Origin of the sequence: Dactylosporangium darangshiense (assembly GCF_039537565.1) — a bacterium.
Lineage (GTDB): Bacteria > Actinomycetota > Actinomycetes > Mycobacteriales > Micromonosporaceae > Dactylosporangium > Dactylosporangium darangshiense.
In genome coordinates, this window is the sequence record NZ_BAABAT010000005.1 from 333,748 (window position 1) to 351,330 (window position 17,583).

General features: G+C 73.1%; 16 protein-coding genes. 4 read left to right on the forward strand and 12 right to left on the reverse strand.

All coding sequences use genetic code 11. The features are described from left to right. Positions 1–41 precede the first annotated feature (41 nt). Positions 42–1,520 carry an SDR family oxidoreductase gene (locus tag ABD901_RS13820; protein WP_345125430.1) on the forward strand — a complete coding sequence of 493 codons (1,479 nt, stop codon included), beginning with the start codon at positions 42–44 and terminating at the stop codon, positions 1,518–1,520. Between the two features lie 340 nt (positions 1,521–1,860). Here ABD901_RS13820 and ABD901_RS13825 read toward each other — a convergent pair whose 3' ends face one another. The 3 genes from ABD901_RS13825 to prmC are packed head-to-tail and all read right to left on the reverse strand — an operon-like array spanning position 1,861 to position 3,976. Next, entirely contained in the window at positions 1,861–2,433 is a 573-nt protein-coding gene (locus ABD901_RS13825) for an arsenate reductase/protein-tyrosine-phosphatase family protein (protein ID WP_345125432.1), read from the reverse strand. Further along, positions 2,433–3,071, reverse strand: coding sequence for an L-threonylcarbamoyladenylate synthase (locus tag ABD901_RS13830; protein WP_345125592.1), 639 nt, complete (start codon positions 3,069–3,071; stop codon positions 2,433–2,435). Before ABD901_RS13830 ends, ABD901_RS13825 begins: the two co-directional genes overlap by 1 nt. After that, positions 3,071–3,976: a peptide chain release factor N(5)-glutamine methyltransferase gene (gene prmC / locus ABD901_RS13835; protein ID WP_345125436.1), complete on the reverse strand. Its 906-nt coding sequence runs from the start codon at positions 3,974–3,976 to the stop codon at positions 3,071–3,073. The genes ABD901_RS13830 and prmC overlap by 1 nt, the downstream gene beginning before the upstream one ends. 35 nt (positions 3,977–4,011) lie before the next feature. On the opposite strand from prmC, the gene ABD901_RS13840 reads away from it, so the two are divergent. After that, complete coding sequence (locus ABD901_RS13840) at positions 4,012–5,544, forward strand: GGDEF domain-containing protein (RefSeq protein WP_345125439.1); 1,533 nt, start codon at positions 4,012–4,014, stop codon at positions 5,542–5,544. A gap of 276 nt (positions 5,545–5,820) precedes the next feature. Here ABD901_RS13840 and ABD901_RS13845 read toward each other — a convergent pair whose 3' ends face one another. From ABD901_RS13845 to rpmE, 3 genes are all read right to left on the reverse strand, one after another. Beyond that, positions 5,821–6,027, reverse strand: coding sequence for a hypothetical protein (locus tag ABD901_RS13845; protein WP_345125441.1), 207 nt, complete (start codon positions 6,025–6,027; stop codon positions 5,821–5,823). 122 nt (positions 6,028–6,149) lie between these two features. Then, complete coding sequence (gene prfA, locus ABD901_RS13850; RefSeq protein WP_345125443.1) at positions 6,150–7,244, reverse strand: peptide chain release factor 1; 1,095 nt, start codon at positions 7,242–7,244, stop codon at positions 6,150–6,152. Between the two features lie 92 nt (positions 7,245–7,336). Beyond that, positions 7,337–7,564 (reverse strand): 50S ribosomal protein L31, encoded by a 228-nt coding sequence (rpmE, locus tag ABD901_RS13855; RefSeq protein ID WP_345125447.1) that lies wholly within the window; start codon positions 7,562–7,564, stop codon positions 7,337–7,339. Positions 7,565–7,766: 202 nt separating this feature from the next. Here rpmE and ABD901_RS13860 point away from each other — a divergent pair, with 202 nt between their 5' ends. Both ABD901_RS13860 and ABD901_RS13865 read left to right on the forward strand, forming a co-directional pair. Continuing rightward, complete coding sequence (locus tag ABD901_RS13860) at positions 7,767–8,867, forward strand: RNA ligase (RefSeq protein ID WP_345125449.1); 1,101 nt, start codon at positions 7,767–7,769, stop codon at positions 8,865–8,867. Next, positions 8,864–9,766, forward strand: coding sequence for a phosphatase domain-containing protein (locus ABD901_RS13865; RefSeq protein ID WP_345125451.1), 903 nt, complete (start codon positions 8,864–8,866; stop codon positions 9,764–9,766). The genes ABD901_RS13860 and ABD901_RS13865 overlap by 4 nt, the downstream gene beginning before the upstream one ends. A 56-nt stretch (positions 9,767–9,822) precedes the next feature. On the opposite strand, the gene ABD901_RS13870 is transcribed toward ABD901_RS13865, so the two are convergent. The 6 genes from ABD901_RS13870 to ABD901_RS13895 form a co-directional block, all read right to left on the reverse strand. After that, on the reverse strand, positions 9,823–11,322 hold the full coding sequence (locus ABD901_RS13870; protein ID WP_345125595.1) for an Hsp70 family protein: 1,500 nt from the start codon (positions 11,320–11,322) through the stop codon (positions 9,823–9,825). 86 nt (positions 11,323–11,408) lie between these two features. Continuing rightward, complete coding sequence (rho, locus tag ABD901_RS13875) at positions 11,409–13,478, reverse strand: transcription termination factor Rho (protein WP_345125454.1); 2,070 nt, start codon at positions 13,476–13,478, stop codon at positions 11,409–11,411. A gap of 332 nt (positions 13,479–13,810) precedes the next feature. Beyond that, positions 13,811–14,707: a homoserine kinase gene (gene thrB, locus ABD901_RS13880; RefSeq protein WP_345125457.1), complete on the reverse strand. Its 897-nt coding sequence runs from the start codon at positions 14,705–14,707 to the stop codon at positions 13,811–13,813. Between the two features lie 31 nt (positions 14,708–14,738). Beyond that, positions 14,739–15,230, reverse strand: coding sequence for a type II toxin-antitoxin system antitoxin (locus ABD901_RS13885; RefSeq protein ID WP_345125460.1), 492 nt, complete (start codon positions 15,228–15,230; stop codon positions 14,739–14,741). Between the two features lie 3 nt (positions 15,231–15,233). Next, the gene (locus tag ABD901_RS13890) at positions 15,234–16,085 is read right to left on the reverse strand and encodes an SPFH domain-containing protein (RefSeq protein ID WP_345125462.1); all 852 of its coding nucleotides are present in this window, start codon (positions 16,083–16,085) and stop codon (positions 15,234–15,236) included. Between the two features lie 210 nt (positions 16,086–16,295). Further along, positions 16,296–17,507, reverse strand: coding sequence for an MFS transporter (locus ABD901_RS13895; protein ID WP_345125466.1), 1,212 nt, complete (start codon positions 17,505–17,507; stop codon positions 16,296–16,298). Between the last annotated feature and the right edge of the window lie 76 nt (positions 17,508–17,583).

A 17,583-nucleotide genomic window follows, 5' to 3' on the forward strand; every position in this document is an offset into this window, starting at 1 on the left:
AACGAGTCTAGGGTCCGATTGCGCAGGGTAAGCATGAAGTCATGCGTTGTCTCGTGACCGGCGCGACCGGCTACGTCGGCGGCCGCCTGGTGCCGCGCCTGCTGGCGGCCGGGCACGAGGTGCGCTGCCTGACCCGCGACGCGCGCCGCCTGCGCGACGTGCCGTGGGCGCCGAACGTGGAGATCGCCGAGGGCGACGTGGCCGCGGACGCCGGCCTGCTCGAGGCGCTGCGGGGCGTCGAGGTGGCGTACTACCTCGTGCACGCCCTTGGCCAGGACGCCTTCGAGGACGTCGAACGGCAAAGCGCGCTGAACTTCGTCAACGCGTGCGAGGCCGCCGGGGTCGAGCGCATCGTCTACCTCGGCGGCCCCGTGCCCACCGGCCCCGCGTCCGCGCACCTGCGCTCGCGGGGCGAGGTCGGCGACATCTTCCTGCGCAGCGCCGTGCCGGCCGTCGTGTTCCGGGCCGCGGTCATCATCGGGTCCGGGTCCGCGTCGTTCGAGATGCTGCGGTACCTCACCGAGCGCCTCCCCGTGATGGTGACCCCGGCGTGGGTGCACAACCGCATCCAGCCGATCGCGATCCGCGACGTGGTGCGCTACCTGGTCTCGGCGGCGTCGGTGTTCCCGCCGCCGGTCAACCGCGCGTTCGACATCGGCGGCCCGGACGTGCTCACCTATGCCGAGCTCATGCAGCGGTATGCCAAGGTCGCCGGCCTGCGCCCCCGCCTCCTCATCCCGACGCGCGCCCTCAGCCCCTGGCTGTCGTCGCACTGGGTCGGCCTCGTCACGCCGGTGCCGAACCGGATCGCCCGCCCGCTCGTCGGCAGCCTCATCCACGAGGCGGTCTGCCACGAGCACGACATCGCCGACTACGTGCCCGACCCGCACGACGGCCTCACCGGCTTCGAGCCGGCCGTCACGCTGGCACTGCGCCGCATCCGCGACGCCGACGTCGAGACACGCTGGGCCAACGCCGCGCTACCGGGCGCACCGAGCGACCCGCTGCCCACCGACCCGTCCTGGTCGGGCGGCACCGTGTACCGCGACGAGCGCACCCGCGACGTCTCCGCCCCGCCGGAGCGCCTGTGGCTCGTGATCGAGGCGATCGGCGGCGAGAACGGCTGGTACTCCTTCCCGCTCGCCTGGTCGATCCGCGGCTGGCTGGACCGCCTGGCCGGCGGCGTCGGCCTGCGCCGCGGCCGCCGCGACCCACGCCGCCTCCACGTCGGCGAGGCCCTCGACTTCTGGCGCGTGGAGGAGATCGTCCCCGGCTCGCTGCTGCGGCTGCGCGCGGAGATGAAGCTGCCGGGCCGCGCCTGGCTGGAGATGCGGGCGGCCTCGGACGAGCGGGGCGGGACGGTGTACGAGCAGCGGGCGCTGTTCCTGCCCCGCGGCCTGGCCGGCCACCTGTACTGGTGGTCGGTGGCCCCCTTCCACGCCTTCGTCTTCGGCGGCATGGCGCGCAACATCGCGCGGACCGCGGAACGCTCCCAGCCCGCCACCGTGGCAGCTCTCTGATCGCCGGTGTTCCGGTCGGATTTATCCGGCCGCTTCGCTAGGCCGGATAAATCCGACATTTCATGATTTAGTGCGTGCTGGCAATTGGGGCATTCCGGACCGCCGATGGCCCACTCAGCGGCGTTGGCCGCGCCCGGGGCATCGCGCGGGCGCCACCCACGCCGTGCGGCACGGAGCACGGCACGGAGCGCGGACCGCCCCGCGGGCCATTACGCGGGCGCCACCACGCCACGGGGGGCGGCGCGCGGGGCGCGGGCGCGGCGCGCGGGCAGCCCCACTAAATGCTGATAAGTCCGAAAAATCCGTTGCGGAGCGGCGGATTTTTCGGGAATGACCCGGCTCAGCGGGTGAAGAGGGCCTCGGCCAGGGGCTTCGTGGTGGCGTGGATCTCGTCGGCGACCCGGCTGAAGTAGGCGTCCGGGCGGCCCCACGGGTCGTCGAGCTCGTCCGACTCGCGCGGGCGCTCCCCCGCCCGGGCCGTGTCCGCCGCCTCGACCAGGGCGACGCCGCGGTCGTACGGGTCGTCGAGGGACTTCGGCAGCTCGATGCCGCGGATGAGGCGGCCGAACTCGCCGAAGACGAACGTGCGCGAGGCCGCGTCCGGGCACAGGGCGACGACGAAGTCGACCTGCTCGATCGTCGCCGTCAGGACCAGGTCCGACGCCTCGACGTGCTCGGCCAGGAGCTTGCGGGCGCGGAAGCCGCTCGCGTCGCCGCCGCGGGCCTCGACCTGGCGGGCCGCCTGCGCGTCCATCGGCTCGCCCGCGTGCCAGCCGCCGGTGCCGGCGCCGTGGACGTACAGGAGGTCGGAGCCCGCGCCCAGCGCCAGCGCGTCGGCGACGAGCAGGCGCTCGGCCATCGGCGAGCGGCAGATGTTGCCCATGCAGACGCACAGGACGCTGAACGGCGACATCAGGACTCGGGCGTGATGAGGTCGGGCACGACCTCGCGGAGCTTCTCGATCGGGATCGCGCCCGCGCGCAGCACGCGGTGCTCGCCGCCGACGACGGAGATGATCGTGCTGGCGACGGGCTCGGGGCAGGGGCCGCCCTCGAGGTACACGCTGACGGAGTACCCGAGCTGCTCGCGCGCCTCCGCGGCGGTCTCGGCGGGGGGCTGGCCGTGCTTGTTCGCCGAGGACACCGCCATCGGGCCGGTCTCGCGCAGGACCTCCAGCGCGATCGGGTGCAGCGGCATGCGCACCGCCACCGTGCCGTCGGTGCTGCCGAGGTCCCACTGCAGGCTCGGGGCGTGCTCGACCACGATCGTCAGGGCGCCGGGCCAGAACGCGTCGACGAGGTCGCGCGCCGCCTGGGGCAGGCCGAACACGAGGCCGTCGAGCGTGTGCCGCGAGCCGACGAGCACCGGCACCGGCGTGGTGCGGCCCTTGGCATTGTTGAGCGCGGTGACCGACCAGGACTTGAACGCGTCCGCGCCGATGCCGTACACGGTGTCGGTCGGCATCACGATCAGGTCCCCGCGGCCGACGGCCTCGATCGCTGCGGCGATACCGCGCTCGCGCTCGGCGAGCCGGCTGCAGTCGTAAAGCATCACGGGGAGCCATCTTGCCAGGCGACCGCGCCGCCGGTTCGGCGGGCGGTGGTGAACCGTGGTCGTCCGGCGAGGTCGCGGTGATCCTCGACCTCGTCGAAGCCGCCCGCGGCCAGCAGCAGGGCCGGCAGGGACTCCCCCTGGGTGTCGTCGTGCTCGATCGCCAGCCGGCCGCCCGGGCGCAGCAGACGCGCGGCCGCGCGCGCCACGGCGGGCATGAGGTCCAGGCCGTCGCCGCCGGCGAAGACCGCCTCGTGCGGGTCGTGCTCGGCGACCTCCACGTCGACGGGGGCCGCCTCGGGGACGTAGGGCGGGTTGCAGAGCACCATGTCCGCGGTGCCGGATATGCCGGAAAGAAATGCGTCGTCGCGCACGTCGGCCTCGACGACCCGCACGCGCGGAGCCAGCCGATCGACGTTCCCGCGCAGCCAGGGCAGGGCGGATTCGGAGCGCTCCACGCAGTACACCTCGGAGTCGGGACGCTGCGTGGCGACGGCCAGTGCGATGGCGCCGGACCCGGAGCACAGGTCCACGACGCGCCCGGCGGAGCCGAGGCGCGCCAGCGCCCACTCCACCAGCAGCTCCGTCTCGAACCGCGGGACGAACACGCCCGGGCCGACCTCGAGCTCGAGCCCGTAGAACGGCGCGGCGCCGGTGAGGTGCTGCAGCGGTACGCGCTCGGCGCGGCGGGCCACGAGGCGCTCGATCTCGGCGACCTGGGGCGCGGTCGCGGAGGCGGTGAGCAGGCGGGCGCGGGAAACGCCGAGCACGTGGGCGGCGAGCAGCTCGGCGTCCACGCGCGGCGAGGCGACCCCGGCGCGGCCGAGCGCAGCGGAGGCGGCGGCGATCACGGTCGAAAGCGTGGGCAACGCGCGTTCCGGCATGTCATCTTCGAGGCGGTGCACCTCATAATCATGAGGCGCGCTGGAAGGGGGTCCGGATGGCGGTTGGCGACCGCACGTCGGAATTGACGCGCGCCCGCCGGCTTCTCTTCGACGACCACATCGGCGAGGCGATCGCCGTGGTCGAACGGGTGCTGGAGGGCGATCAGTCGCCGCACGAGCGGGTCGAGGCGCTGAAGCTGCGCCTGATCGCGCTCATCAACCTGGGGCGCGTCGACGAGTACGCCGACGCACTCGACGCCGGGCTGGCCGCCGCCCGCCAGGTGCAGGACCCCGCGCAGTACGGAGAGCTGCAGGCCCTGGCCGCCATCGTGGCCCTGCGCACGGGCTCGCTCGACGCATGCGTACGCGCGCTGGTGCACGGCTCGCGCGCCCTCGGCGCCGTCGAGCTCACCGACGAGAAGACCGCGTGGGGTTGGCACAACCTCGCGATGGCGTACTCGTACACCGGCTTCCACGGCCACGCCAACGCCGCCATGGAGCGCGCCCGCGAGGTCGCCCTGCAGGTGGGCGTGCCGACCGCGAGCACCGACTTCGCCGCGCCGCAGATCCGCCTGCGCCTCGCCGTGGACCTCGACCACCGTGGCGACAGCGAGGGCTGCGTGCGCATCCTGCGCGACATCGCCACCGACCTCGAGCGCCGCGTGCGCGACGCCGAGGTCGACCGGCTGCGCCCGGTGGCGCGCGGCGCGATGGGGTACGCGCTGGTCCGCCTCGGCACCCTCGGCGCGCCCGCGCCCGACATCGACCCCTGGCCGCTGCTCGAGTCGGCGGGCCTGTCCACCCGGGCGAGCGACCTGCGCACCCTCGGCGCCGCGTGCCAGGCCATCGCCGAGCGCCGCCCGATCGAGGCGGTCGCCCGGCTCGAGACCGCGCAGGTCAGCGACGACTCCCTCGGCGCCGCGGAGCTGCACCGGCTGCGCGCCCTGGCGCACCTCGGCGCCGCGGACTACCGCTCGGCCTACCACGCCGACCGCGCCGCCTACCGGGCCGCCAACACGCAGCTCGACCTGCTGCGCGACCTGTTCGTCGAGGGCATCGCCGCGCTGCTCGACCACGAGGATCTCGTGCGGAAGGTCGACTTCCACCGCGGGGAGGCCCAGACCGACCCGCTGACCGGCCTGCCGAACCGCCGCTACCTCGAGGAGCACATCACGAAGCTGGTCGCCGCCGGCGGCCACGCGGCCCTGGGCGTGTGCGACCTGGACGGCTTCAAGCAGGTCAACACCGTACACGGTCATCTTTCCGGCGATCTGGTACTCCAGCGAGTCGCCGCCGTCCTCAACCGCGTGATGCGCAAGGGCGACTTCGTGGCGCGGTACGGCGGCGACGAGTTCGTGGTCGTCCTGCCGACGACGTCGCCGGGCGAGGCGCGCGAGATCTCGCGCCGCATCGTCAACGCCGTGGCGGCCGAGGACTGGCAGTCCCTCGTTCCCGGCACGCCGGTGGGCGTGACGATCGGCTGGGCGGGATTGTCGGGCGAGGACTTCCAGACGGTGGCCGAGGCGTTCGAGGCGGCCGACCACGCGATGCTGCGCGCGAAGACCCCACGCCCGCGCGCCGCGTCCTGACGTTCTCGACTCGGGCTTTTTGACAAGTCTGGCGCTCCGCGCCACGACTTGTCGGATTTATACCCTGACGGGGGTTAAATCGCAATCAAGGCCGCACGGCCGCGCTCGCGCCGAAATTGGTGCTGTGCGGCGCAGGTTTCCTGCCTACGGCCTTCCTCATAGCACGACGGCCGAATGCCTGCGTCTACGTGGCGACGGCGAATCGCGTGGTGCTGGAGCGCCTCCGTAGAACGAGCGCGGAAAGCGAACCGCGCGGCGCTGAAGCGCGCTCGTGCCTCAGCGCGAGAGCAGAATGCGCGCGTTCTCCTCGCGGATGCGGGCCCGCTCCTGGTCGGCGCACACCGCCGCCCACGCGTTCGACCTGGCCGTCGGCACGCGCTCGGCGCCGAGCACCGAGCGGCCCACCTTGTAGATCAGCTCCGCGGCGGTGCCGACCACGGCGCGCGGACCGGCGGAGATGTCGACGGGGGACGACGACGGCATGGCGAACCCCTCCCGGAGTGTCGGCGATCACGTTCGGTGCAAGTCGTTCGGCACGAAACGCTACCTGAGACCAGCGTGCCCCTGCACCGTTTCCGGAATGTGACGTCGGCGTTAGACCCCGGTCACCCTCGGCTGAGCTGCTCCTCGCCCGCGAGGCGGGCCTTGCGGTCGGCCTCTGCCAGGGCGTCCAGGACGCCGTCGAGGTCACCGCCGAGAGCCAGGTCGAGGTTGTACGCCGTGTAACCGATCCGATGGTCGGAAATGCGATTCTGCGGGAAGTTGTATGTCCGGATGCGCTCCGACCGGTCGACCGTGCGCACCTGGGAACGCCGCGCGTCGCCGGCCGCGGCGGCCGCCTGCTCCTCGGCCAGGGCCACGAGCTTGGCGCGCAGCATGCGCATCGCGCGATCCTTGTTCTGCAGCTGGGAGCGCTCGTTCTGGCAGGACACGACGATGCCGGTCGGCAGGTGTGTGATGCGCACCGCGGAGTCGGTCGTGTTGACGCTCTGGCCGCCCGGGCCTGACGAGCGGAACACGTCGATGCGCAGGTCGTTGGGGTCGACCTCGACCTCGCCGGCCTCCTCGACCTCGGGCGTGACGAGCACGCCGGCGGCGGAGGTGTGGATGCGGCCCTGCGACTCGGTGGCCGGCACGCGCTGCACGCGGTGCACGCCGCCCTCCCACTTCAGCCGCGACCAGACACCGTTGCCGCCGTCGGGGATGCCCCGCGTCTTGATGGCGACCGCGACGTCCTTGAAGCCGCCGAGGTCGGACTCCTGCGAGTCGAGAACCTCGGTGACCCAGCCGTGGCGCTCGGCGTACCGCAGGTACATCCGCAGCAGGTCGCCCGCGAACAGCGCCGACTCCTCGCCGCCCTCGCCGGCCTTGACCTCGAGGATGACGTCCTTGGCGTCGCTGGGGTCGCGCGGCGCCAGCAGCTCGGCGAGGCGCTCCTCCAGCTGCGGGATGCGCGCCTCCAGCTCATCGGCCTCCCCGCCGAACGCCGGGTCCTCCGCCGCCAGCTCGCGCGCCGCCGTGAGGTCGTCGCGGGCCTGCTCGAGCTCGCCCGCCGTCTTGGCGATCGGCGACAGCTCGGCGAAGCGCCGCCCCGTCCTGCGGGCCAGCGCCTGGTCGGTGTGGATGCCGGGGTCGGCCAGCTTCTGCTCCAGCTCCTGGTACTCCGCCAGCAGCGTGCTGAGCCGGGTGTCGGTGCTCATCGCGTCAGTCCCTCAAGACGATTCGGCCGGAAAACAGAGTCGGCGCCCGCACCGAACCCCGTGCGGGGCCGATGCGGGCGCCGGAAGCGCAGCTACTTGCCGGCCTTCTTGGCCTGGACCTTCGCGTACTTCTGCTGGAACTTCGCAACCCGGCCCGCGGTGTCGAGCACGCGCTGCTTGCCCGTGTAGAACGGGTGGCAGACGGAGCACGTCTCCACGTGGATCTGACCGCCCTTGGCGGTGCTACGGGTCGTGAAGGAGTTGCCGCAGGAGCAGGTGACCTCAGTGGTCACGTACTGCGGGTGGATGTCCGGCTTCATGGCCGCGGTCCTTTCGATCAGTCGGTCGCCGGGTCGCCCGAGACTCGAGCGTGAACCGGAACCTGGGTTGGCCGTCGGTCAAGTCTGCCATGCTCTGGTCACGGCATCTCAACCGCCGTCTACAACGCAACACCCCCGCCGGACATTCCCGCCGATTATCTCGTCGTTTCGCGAGCGCGGTTCACCTACGCTGTACCGCGCTATGAGCCTCCACATCGACGAACTCTGCGACCCGGCGCTGCTGGCCGACATGATCAGCGGCGGGTACATCCGCACCCAGCGCCACCCCTCGCTGCCGCTGCTGATCCACAACTACACGGAGAAGACGCAGTACGAGAGCGTGTGGAACGCCGCGACGCTCGCCTGCCGCGGGCTCGTCGTGTCCACCGACGGGCGGGTGCTGGCGCGGCCGTTCGCGAAGTTCTTCAACCACGGGCAGCCGGGCGCTCCGGAGCTGGACCTCGACGGGCCGGTGTCGGTGACGGACAAGGCCGACGGCTCGCTCGGCGTGCTGTTCCCGACGCCGGACGGCTGGGCCGTGGCGACCCGCGGGTCGTTCGACTCCGAACAGGCGCGGCACGCGACGAAGGTGTGGCTTTCGCGGTACGCCGGAAGCTTCACGCCGCCGCCCGGCCGCACGGTGCTGTTCGAGATCATCTACCCGGCCAACCGGATCGTGCTGGACTACGGCGGCCTCGACGACCTCGTGCTGCTCGGCGTCGTGGACATCGCGACCGGGCGCAGCCACGGCCCGGACGCCGTGGCCGGCTGGCCGGGGCCAGTGGTGGAGTCGTTCGGGTACGCGACGCTGGCCGACGCGCTCGCGGCGCCCCCGCGCGTGAACCGCGAGGGGCTCGTCGTGCACTTCACCGGGACCGACCTCCGGGTCAAAATCAAGTACTCCGAGTACGTTCGGCTGCACCGCATCGTCACGGGCCTCAACCCGCGCGTGGTGTGGGAGGCGATGGTGAATGACGCACTCGGCGAGCTGCTCGAGCCGCTGCCGGACGAGTTCCACGCGTGGGCGAGCAATGTCGCGGCCGGCCTCACGGCGCAGGTCGATGCGCTCATCGGCGAGGTGGAGCGGGAGTACGCCAAGACGGTGCTCGCCCTGCCCGAGGGCTGGACGCGCAAGGACTTCGCGCTCGCTGTCGCCCGCCACCCGCGGCGCGGCTGCCTGTTCCTGCGCCTCGACGGCAAGGACTACACGCCGCTGCTGTGGCAGCAGGTCCGCCCGCCCGTCGGCGAGACCACCGAGGACGACGCATCAGCGGTACGGAGCGAGGCGGAGGTGACGGCATGAGCTCGCTGACTATCACGCGTGGCCTGCCGGGCTCGGGCAAGACCACCTGGGCGAAGCAGCAGCCGCGCCTCGTCCGCGTCAACCGCGACGACCTGCGCCGCATGCTGCACGGCGGGCTCGTCGCCGACCCGCAGCTGCGCGGGCGCGCCGAGAAGGAGGTCACCGCCGCGCACCACGCCGCGGTCGAGGGCCTGCTGCGCGCGGGCGCGCACGTGGTCTGCGACGACACCAACCTGCGCGGCCGCGTCGTGCGCGAGTTCGCCGAGCTCGCCGCCAAGTGCGGCGCGCACTTCGCGGTGCGCGACTTCACCGACGTGCCGGTGGAGGAGTGCATCCGCCGGGACGCACTGCGCGACGGCGACGGGCGCGTCGGGGAGGACGTCATCCGTTCCATGTATCAGCGGTACCTCGCGGGCCGCGCCCTTCCCCTCCCGCTCCCGGTCATCGACGAGCGCTTCGGTGCGCCCTACGAGCCGCCGCTGGACGCCCCACGGACCGTGCTGGTGGACATCGACGGCACGGTCGCGCTCTTCGACGGCCGCAGCCCGTACGACATGACCCGCGTCGGCGAGGACCGGCCCAACGCGCCGGTGATCGCCGCGGTGCGCGCGATGCACGCCGCCGGCCACGAGGTCGTGTTCTGCTCGGGGCGCTCCGACGACTGCCGCGAGGCGACGGAGGCGTGGCTGGCCGAGCACGTCGCCGTGCCGTACCGCGCGCTCTTCATGCGGGTCACCGGCGACCAGCGCCGCGACTCGGTGGTGAAGGCGGAGATCTTCGAAAAGGAGATCCGCAGCCGGTACCACGTGATCGGCGTCTTCGACGACCGCCAGCAGGTGGTGCGGATGTGGCGCTCGCTCGGCCTCACGGTGTTCCAGGTGGCCGAGGGCGACTTCTAGCCTTCGCTCGTCGCGCCCTCGGCCACCACGGTCCCGGGGCGGCCGAGCGACGACTTCTAGCCTTCGCTCGTCGCGCCCTCGGCCACCACGGTCTCGGGGCGCTCCAGGGTCGTCGGGGCGACCGAGATCGCGCGGTGCAGCGCCGTCGTGGCCAGCGGCAGCCGGCTCGAGCCGCCGACCAGGAACACGGCGCCGACGGTGGACGCGGCCGGGCCGGCCGACCACAGCGCCGACTTCGTCGCGGCGACGGTGCGCTCGACGATCGGCGCCGCAAGGGCCTCGAGCTGCTCGCGGGTCACCAGCAGCTGGTCGTCGAAGAGCGGCACGTGCACGAGCGTCGACGAGGCGCGCGAGAGCATCTCCTTGGCGGTGCGCACGTCGTCGAGCAGCGTCCAGCGGGCGCGGTGGTCGGCCGGGGTGGCCGGGCGCTCGAGGCGCTGCCAGGTGGCGGCGTCGCGGGCGGCGTACACGTTGGCGATGTACTGCAGCAGCGCCGCGTCGACGTCGCGGCCGCCGGTGTCGCCGAGGCCCTCGGTCGCGGCGACGTCGAAACGCCCGTCGCGGTTGATGAGCACGGTGGCGTCGAACGTGCCGGCGCCGAAGTCGTACACCACGATCGCCGCACCCGGCGCGACCGCGGCGCCGTGCAGGCGGGTCAGGAAGCGGGCCGCGGCGACCGGCTCGGGCAGCAGGGCGGCGGACGGTGCGCCGGCGCGCTCGGCCGCGGCGACGAGCGTCTCGCGGCGGGTCGGTCCCCAGGCGGCCGGGTGGGTGATGGTGACCGCGGGCGTCGCGCCGTCGAGCGTGCGCCTCGCCTCGTCGAGCACGCGGGCCAGGACCGCGCCGATGAGGTCGGCGACGGCGTGCTCGCGGTCGCCGAGCAGCACCCGGCCGTCGTCGATGCAGCGCTTCGGCGCCGGCTCGAAGCGCTCGGGCGCGCTGCGCGCGAGGTGCACGGCGTCGCGGCCGACGGCGAGGCGGCCGTCCTCATCCGCGTAGACGGCCGAGGGCAGCAGCGGCGAGCCGTCGAACAGCAGCGGCAGCCGTCGGCCGTCGGGGGTGCGCAGCACGGCCGCGGTGTTGGAGGTGCCGAAGTCGATGCCGAGGTGCGGGCCGCTCGGCATCCCGGTCGAGACCGGCACGCCGGCCGGCATCGCGGCCGAGACCGGCGCGGCGGCCGGCATCGCGGGGACGACGGGGGCGGCGGCCGGCATCGCGGAGACCGGCGCGGCGGCCGGGGACACCGGGAACGCGGAGACCGGCGCGGCGGCCGGGGACACCGGGAACGCGGAGATCGGCGAGGCCGGAATCGGGCCCTGCGAAACGGGGCCGGGTGCGGCAAAACCCGGCGAGACGGGCGCGGGCGGGGGCGCCGAGAACGGTGCGGCGAAGGGTGCGGCGGAGACCGGCGGCGCCGTCGGGGGTGCGGCGAAGGGCTGTGCGGGAACGCGGTACGGCGCCTGGACGGCGCGGCGGGAGCGACGGCGGCGCAACACGATGACGATCGGCGTGATCACCAGGACCGCCACGACCAGCAGGAGCAGTAACCCGACCACGGCCAACGGAGAGCCTCCTCGACGCCCGAACGCCCCCGGCCGATAGAGCGCGGGGGCGTTCGGAGTATGTCGTATCTGCCGGCCGATTACTCGCCCGGCGTGGTCTGCGCGATCTGCATGAGGAACTCGACGTTGGTCCGGGTCTTCTTGAGCCGGTCCAGCAGGAGATTGAGCGCCTCCTGCGAGTCGAGGGCGTGCAGCACCTTGCGCAGCTTGATGACGATCGCGAGCTCGTCCGGGGCGAGGAGGATCTCCTCCTTGCGGGTGCTGGACGGGTCGATGTCGATCGCCGGGAAGATACGCCGGTCGGCGATCTTCCGGTCGAGCTTGAGCTCGGCGTTGCCGGTGCCCTTGAACTCCTCGAAGATGACCGTGTCACCGGTGGAGCCGGTCTCGACCAGCGCCGTGGCGATGATGGTCAGCGAGCCGCCGTTCTCGATGTTGCGCGCGGCGCCGAGGAAGCGCTTCGGCGGGTACAGCGCGGTCGAGTCGATACCGCCGGACAGGATGCGACCGGAGGCGGGCGACGCGTTGTTGTACGCGCGGCCGAGCCGGGTGATCGAGTCCAGCAGGACGACCACGTCGTGGCCGAGCTCGACGAGGCGCTTGGCCCGCTCGACCGACAGCTCGGCGACGGTGGTGTGGTCCGTCGGCGGCCGGTCGAAGGTCGAGGCGATGACCTCGCCCTTCACCGAGCGCTGCATGTCGGTGACCTCTTCGGGCCGCTCGTCGACCAGCACGACCATGAGGTGGCACTCGGGGTTGTTGCGGGTGATCGCGTTGGCGATCGCCTGCAGCACCATGGTCTTGCCGGCCTTCGGGGGCGACACGATGAGCGCACGCTGGCCCTTGCCGATCGGCATCACCAGGTCGATGACGCGCGTGGTGAGGATGTGCGGCTCGGTCTCCAGGCGGAGACGGTCCTGCGGGTACAGCGGGGTGAGCTTGTAGAACTCGGGGCGGCGCTTGGCCTCCTCCGGGTCCATCCCGTTGACCGTGTCGAGGCGCACGAGCGGGTTGTACTTGTCGCGGCGCTGCTCGCCGTCGCGCGGCTGGCGCACGGCGCCGGTCACCGCGTCGCCGCGACGCAGGCCGTAGCGCTTGACCTGCGACATCGCGACGTAGACGTCGTTGGAGCCGGACAGGTAGCCGGTCGTGCGCACGAACGCGTAGTTGTCCAGCACGTCGAGGATGCCGGCCACCGGCACGAGGACGTCGTCCTCGCTGACCTGCGGCTCGCCGCCCCCGGTGCGGCCGGCGGGCTCGGCGCCCTCGCGGTCGCGGCCCCGGCGGCGGTCGCGGAACCGGCTGCGCCGCCCGCGGCGGCCCGTGCCGTCGTCGTCACCCTCGTCGTCGACGAAGCCGCCGCGCTGGTTGCGGTCGCCCCGATCGCCGCGGTCGCCGCGGTCGGGTGCGTTGCGCTCGGCGCGCTCCTGGCGCTCGGCGCGCTCGCCGCGCTCCGGGCGCTCGGTCCGCTCCGCACGCTCGCCGCGCTCCGGACGCTCGGCACGCTCGGCGCGCTCGACAGCACGCTCGGCGCGCTCGGGCCGCTCGGCGCCGTTGCGCTCGGCCCGCTCAGCGCGCTCGGCCCGCTCCGGACGCTCGGCCCGCTCCGGACGCTCGGCCCGTTCTGCGCGCTCCGGACGCTCGGCACGCTCGGCGCGCTCGGCCCGCTCAGTGCGCTCGGCGCGCACGCGGCTGGGGCGCTCGGCGACGGGTGCTGCCGGCTCGGCGGCGGACTCTTCACGGGCTGCCCGCGGCTCCGGCGGACCGGCGGCGCGGGTGGCCCGACGAGGGGTGCGGGCCGGCGGCTCGGTGACCTCGGTGGCCGAGGGCCACTCGGCCTCGGGGGTCTCGGCGCGAGCCTCGCTGCGGGTGGCACGGGTTGCCCGGGTGGTGCTCGCGGCCGGGGCGGCGGCGGGGCGCGACTCGCCCGCCTGGCGCTCCTGGATGGCCGTCACGAGCTCGCCCTTACGCATCCGGGCGGTGCCGGAGATGCCCAACGAGGCGGCCAGGCTCTGCAGCTCCGGAAGCAGCATGCCGGCCAACCCCGTGCCCGAGCGCCGCCGACGGGTCGCGCCGGCCTCGGCGCCGTCGGCCTCGGCCGCGGCGCGGCCGGTGGAGACATCCGACGTGACGTCGGTGGTGTCGCTCAATGGATTCCTTCCCTCGTTAGGCCGGGGCTGCCCGGATTTGTGGCAACGGTGGCCGGGCGGCCCGCGGGTGCTCCCGCCTTGCGTGCGTGCGGGAGGTGTTGCAGCGCTTGCGGTGGGCGTGGACGCCACCATTTGCGTCCTTGGCCCAGCCGTGCGCGCGCGACCACAGGAAACGCGGGTTGGCGGCCGGGCGTGCGCAAGGGGTGCCACGGAAATCGGAGCACGCCGCCCCGCATGAGATCGCCGCACTGAGCGGCTGCTGTAGGACTAGAGAGTAATCAACTCCGCTAGCCAGCGGCAACAGGGTCCCGCTCGGCGTGTTCCAGCGTACCTCATGCCAGCTCACCACCGAGTCGTGCGCCCGTCACATCGACATCCAGCGGCAGAACACGCCATCCCGGCATCGGCCGCGGCGTCCATCCATCGACGCCGAGCGCGAGCACCGACGGGCCCGCGCCGGACACCACGGCGGCGACCCCATCAGCGCGCAATTGCTCGACAAGACCGGCCGTCAAAGGCATTCCTTCCGCGCGGTACCCCTGGTGCAGCCGATCTTCCGTCGCCGCGAACAACCGCGACGGGTCGCCGGCCAGCGCGTGCACGAGCAGCGCGGCGCGCGCGGCGTTGAAGGCGGCGTCGGCGTGTGGGACGGTCTTGGGCAGCGCGGCCCGCGCGGCCTCGGTCAGCCCGCGCCCCTCCGGCACGAAGACCACCGGGTGGATGCCCTCCGCGGGCTCGCGGCGCACGGCGGCGGCCACGCCGTCCTCGGTCCAGGCGATCGTGAACCCGCCGAGCAGGCACGGCGCGACGTTGTCGGGGTGGCCTTCGATCTCGCCCGCGAGCGCCAGCGCGGCCGCGTCGTCCATGCGCGCGGCGCCGTCCTCGACGAGCGCGCGGGCCAGCACGATGCCGGCGACGATCGCGGCGGAGGACGAGCCGAGCCCGCGCGCCTGGGGAATGCGGTTGCGGCAACGCAGTGCGAGCCCGGCGGGGCGCTCGCCGAGCGCCTCGAACGCCCGCTGCATCGAGCGCACGACGAGGTGGCTCGCGTCGGTCGGCAGCTCCCCCGCGCCCTCGCCCTCCACCTCGACGGCGACGCCGCCGGCCGTCACCCGCGCCTCGACCTCGTCGTAGAGCGTCAGCGCGAGGCCGAGCGCGTCGAAGCCGGGACCGAGGTTAGCGCTGGTCGCGGGCACGCGAACGACGACCGGGTCGTGCAGGAAGGCCATACGGGACATCTCACCATGAGGATGGAGCCGCTCAGCCCTCGGGATCCTCGTCGCCGCTCGCCTCGCTCTCCTGGTCATCCCGGGTCGTTCTCGTCATCCCGGTTGTTCTCGTCATCCCGGTCGCCGCGTCGCCCCCACCGTGCGCGCCGCCCCGTTCTTGCGCCTCACCCTTGCCGTGCGCGTCGCCCTTGCCGTGCGCGTTGCGCTCGCCGTGCGCGTTGCGCTCGCCGTGCGCGTCGCCGTCGACTTGCGCGTCGCCGCGTTCTCGCGCCTCACCCTCGTCGCGCGCATCGCCCTCACCTTGCGCGTCGCGCTGGTCTTGCGCGGCGCCCTGATCCTGGGCGGCGCCGGCGTTTTGCGCGGCGTCCGGGCGGCGGACCTCGCGCCCGGCCTGGCGCAGGGCCAGGCGGAGCGCGAACTCGATCTGCCCGTTGACGCTGCGCAGCTCGTCGCCGGCCCAGCGCGCGATGGCGTCGTAGACCTGGGGGTCCAGCCGCAGCAGGAGCTTTTTGCGTTCGGGCACGACTCAGCCGTACAGCGTGCCGGTGTTCACGACGGGCTGGACGTTGCGGTCGCCGCAGAGCACCACGAGCAGGTTGGCCACCATCTGCGCCTTGCGCTCCTCGTCGAGCTCGACGACCTCGAGCTCGTTCAGGCGCTCCAGCGCGCTCTGGACCATGCCGACCGCGCCCTCCACGATCTTGTACCGCGCGCCGACGATCGCGCTCGCCTGCTGCCGGGCGAGCATTGCCTGGGCGATCTCCGGCGCGTACGCCAGGTGGGTGATGCGCGACTCCAGGATCTCCACGCCCGCCAGCGCCGCGCGCTCGCCGAGCTCGATCGTGAGCTCCTCGCTGACCACGTTGCCCTCGCGCAGGCTGGCGCGCCCGTCGTCGTGCGACTCGTAGGGGTAGCTGGTGGCGAGGTGGCGCACGGCGGCCTCGGCCTGCACGGCGACGTAGGAGATGTGGTCGTCGACGCCGAAGGACGCCTTGAACGTGTCGACGACGCGCCAGACGACCACGGCGGCGATCTCCACCGGGTTGCCGTCGGCGTCGGAGACCTTGAGCCGGTCGGTCTCGAAGTTGCGCACCCGGCGCGAGAGACGGCGCTTCGCGGTCAGCGGCACCGTCCAGTGGAAGCCGGCGTCGGCGATGGTGCCCACGTAGCGGCCGAAGAACTGTATGACCCGCGCCTCGTTGGGGTTGACCACGGCGAACCCGCTGATGGCCAGCACCGCGAGCAGCGACACGACGGCGATGACCGCGGCCGCGGAACCGTCGGCGAGCGTCGCGCCGGCGACGGTCGCGACGACCACGAGGATGAGCAGCAGGCCGAGCATTGCGAACCCCGAGACCCGGAACGCCCTTCGCTCCATGACGACTCCTTCAAGGCTATCGAAGTGATATCACCACGATAGCCCTCCCACGCAAGCCCCAGCCCGCGGCCTTTTCGCTACTGAATGTCGCCCGGCAGGGTATAAATCCGACAAGCCGGGGCGCGGAGCGCCCGACTTGTCGGGAAAGCCCAACCCGCAGGCTCGAGCCGTCGAAGCCCGAACCGCAAGAACCCGACGCGAAGGCGGCGGTCAGGAGGCGGCGGGTGCTGGGCGGCGAAGCGATACCGCGGACCAGGCCGCCGAGTACAGCAGCGTCACCGTGCCGCACGCCGCTATCAGCAGGCGAGGGTCGGTGTGGTCGACGAAAGCGCCCACCGCCAGCTGGCTCGCCGCTACCGAAAGCGTCGCGAGCATGAAGTCGGTGGCGAAGACGCGGCCGCGCAGGGCGTCGGGGACCTCGGCCTGCAGTACGAAGTTCGACATCATCCAGTTGCCGCCGGCGCCGAGGTGTGCCAGGACCACGCCGGCCAGGACCAGCGGGAACCAGGTCAGCATGCTCACGCCGATGTAGGCGAGGCCGTATGCGGCCATCGACAGCGCCAGGCCGGGGAGGAGCCAGGCGCGGTGGGTCAGGACGCGGCGCAGGACGATCGGGCCGACCAGGGCGCCGAGGCCCCGTGCGGCGAAGAGGAGGCCGGTGCCCAGCGGGCCGGCCCCGAGATATGCCGCCAGGACCGGGAAGAGGGTCAGGACGCCGTTGCCCAGGCCGACGGCGGACTTGACGGTCACCAGGGACGCGACGCGAGGGTTTCCGCGGATGTACCGCAGCGCCTCGGCGATCGCCGCGAACGGGTGCGCCGGGGTCGTCTCGCGCTCGGCCTGCAGGGGGCGGCGCACCCGCCAGACCTGGATGGCCGACATCGTGAGCAGGGCGGCGGCGAAGGCGAAGCACGGGTACGGGCCGAAGGCCTCCGAGGCGATGCCGCCCAGCGACGCGCCGATGACGAGCATCGTGCCCCAGGCCGAGCCGCTCAACGCGTTGGCGGACGTCAGGTCCTCGCGGTCCACCACATTCGGCAGGGCCGCCTGGGCGGCCGGTGCGAAGAAGGCCTTGGCCACGGCGATCGCGCCCACGGCGACCAGCGCGACCCAGGCCGTCGCCGAGGTGCGCACGAGCAGGAGGGCCAGGGCGCACGCGGCCATCGACAGGTCGGCGGCGATGAGGATCTTGCGGCGGTCGAGGCGGTCGGCGACCGTGCCGGTGTACGGCAGCAGGAGGGCGGTCACGCCGGTGTCGGTGGCGAGGACGAATGCGCCCCAGACGCCGGTGCCGGTCAGGTGCGGCAGCAGGGTGAGCAGGGGGATCATGACGAACCAGTCGGCGCCGAGGCCGATCAGATCGGCGGCGAACAGGTTGCGGAAGTCCTTGTTGCGGGTAAGGACCGAAAGGGCGGGTGGCACCCTCACACCGTAGTGGTTTCGGCCCTTGGCACCGCGAACCTGGCAGCGGAGGGCCGCCAGGCCCGCAGCGGTGTCT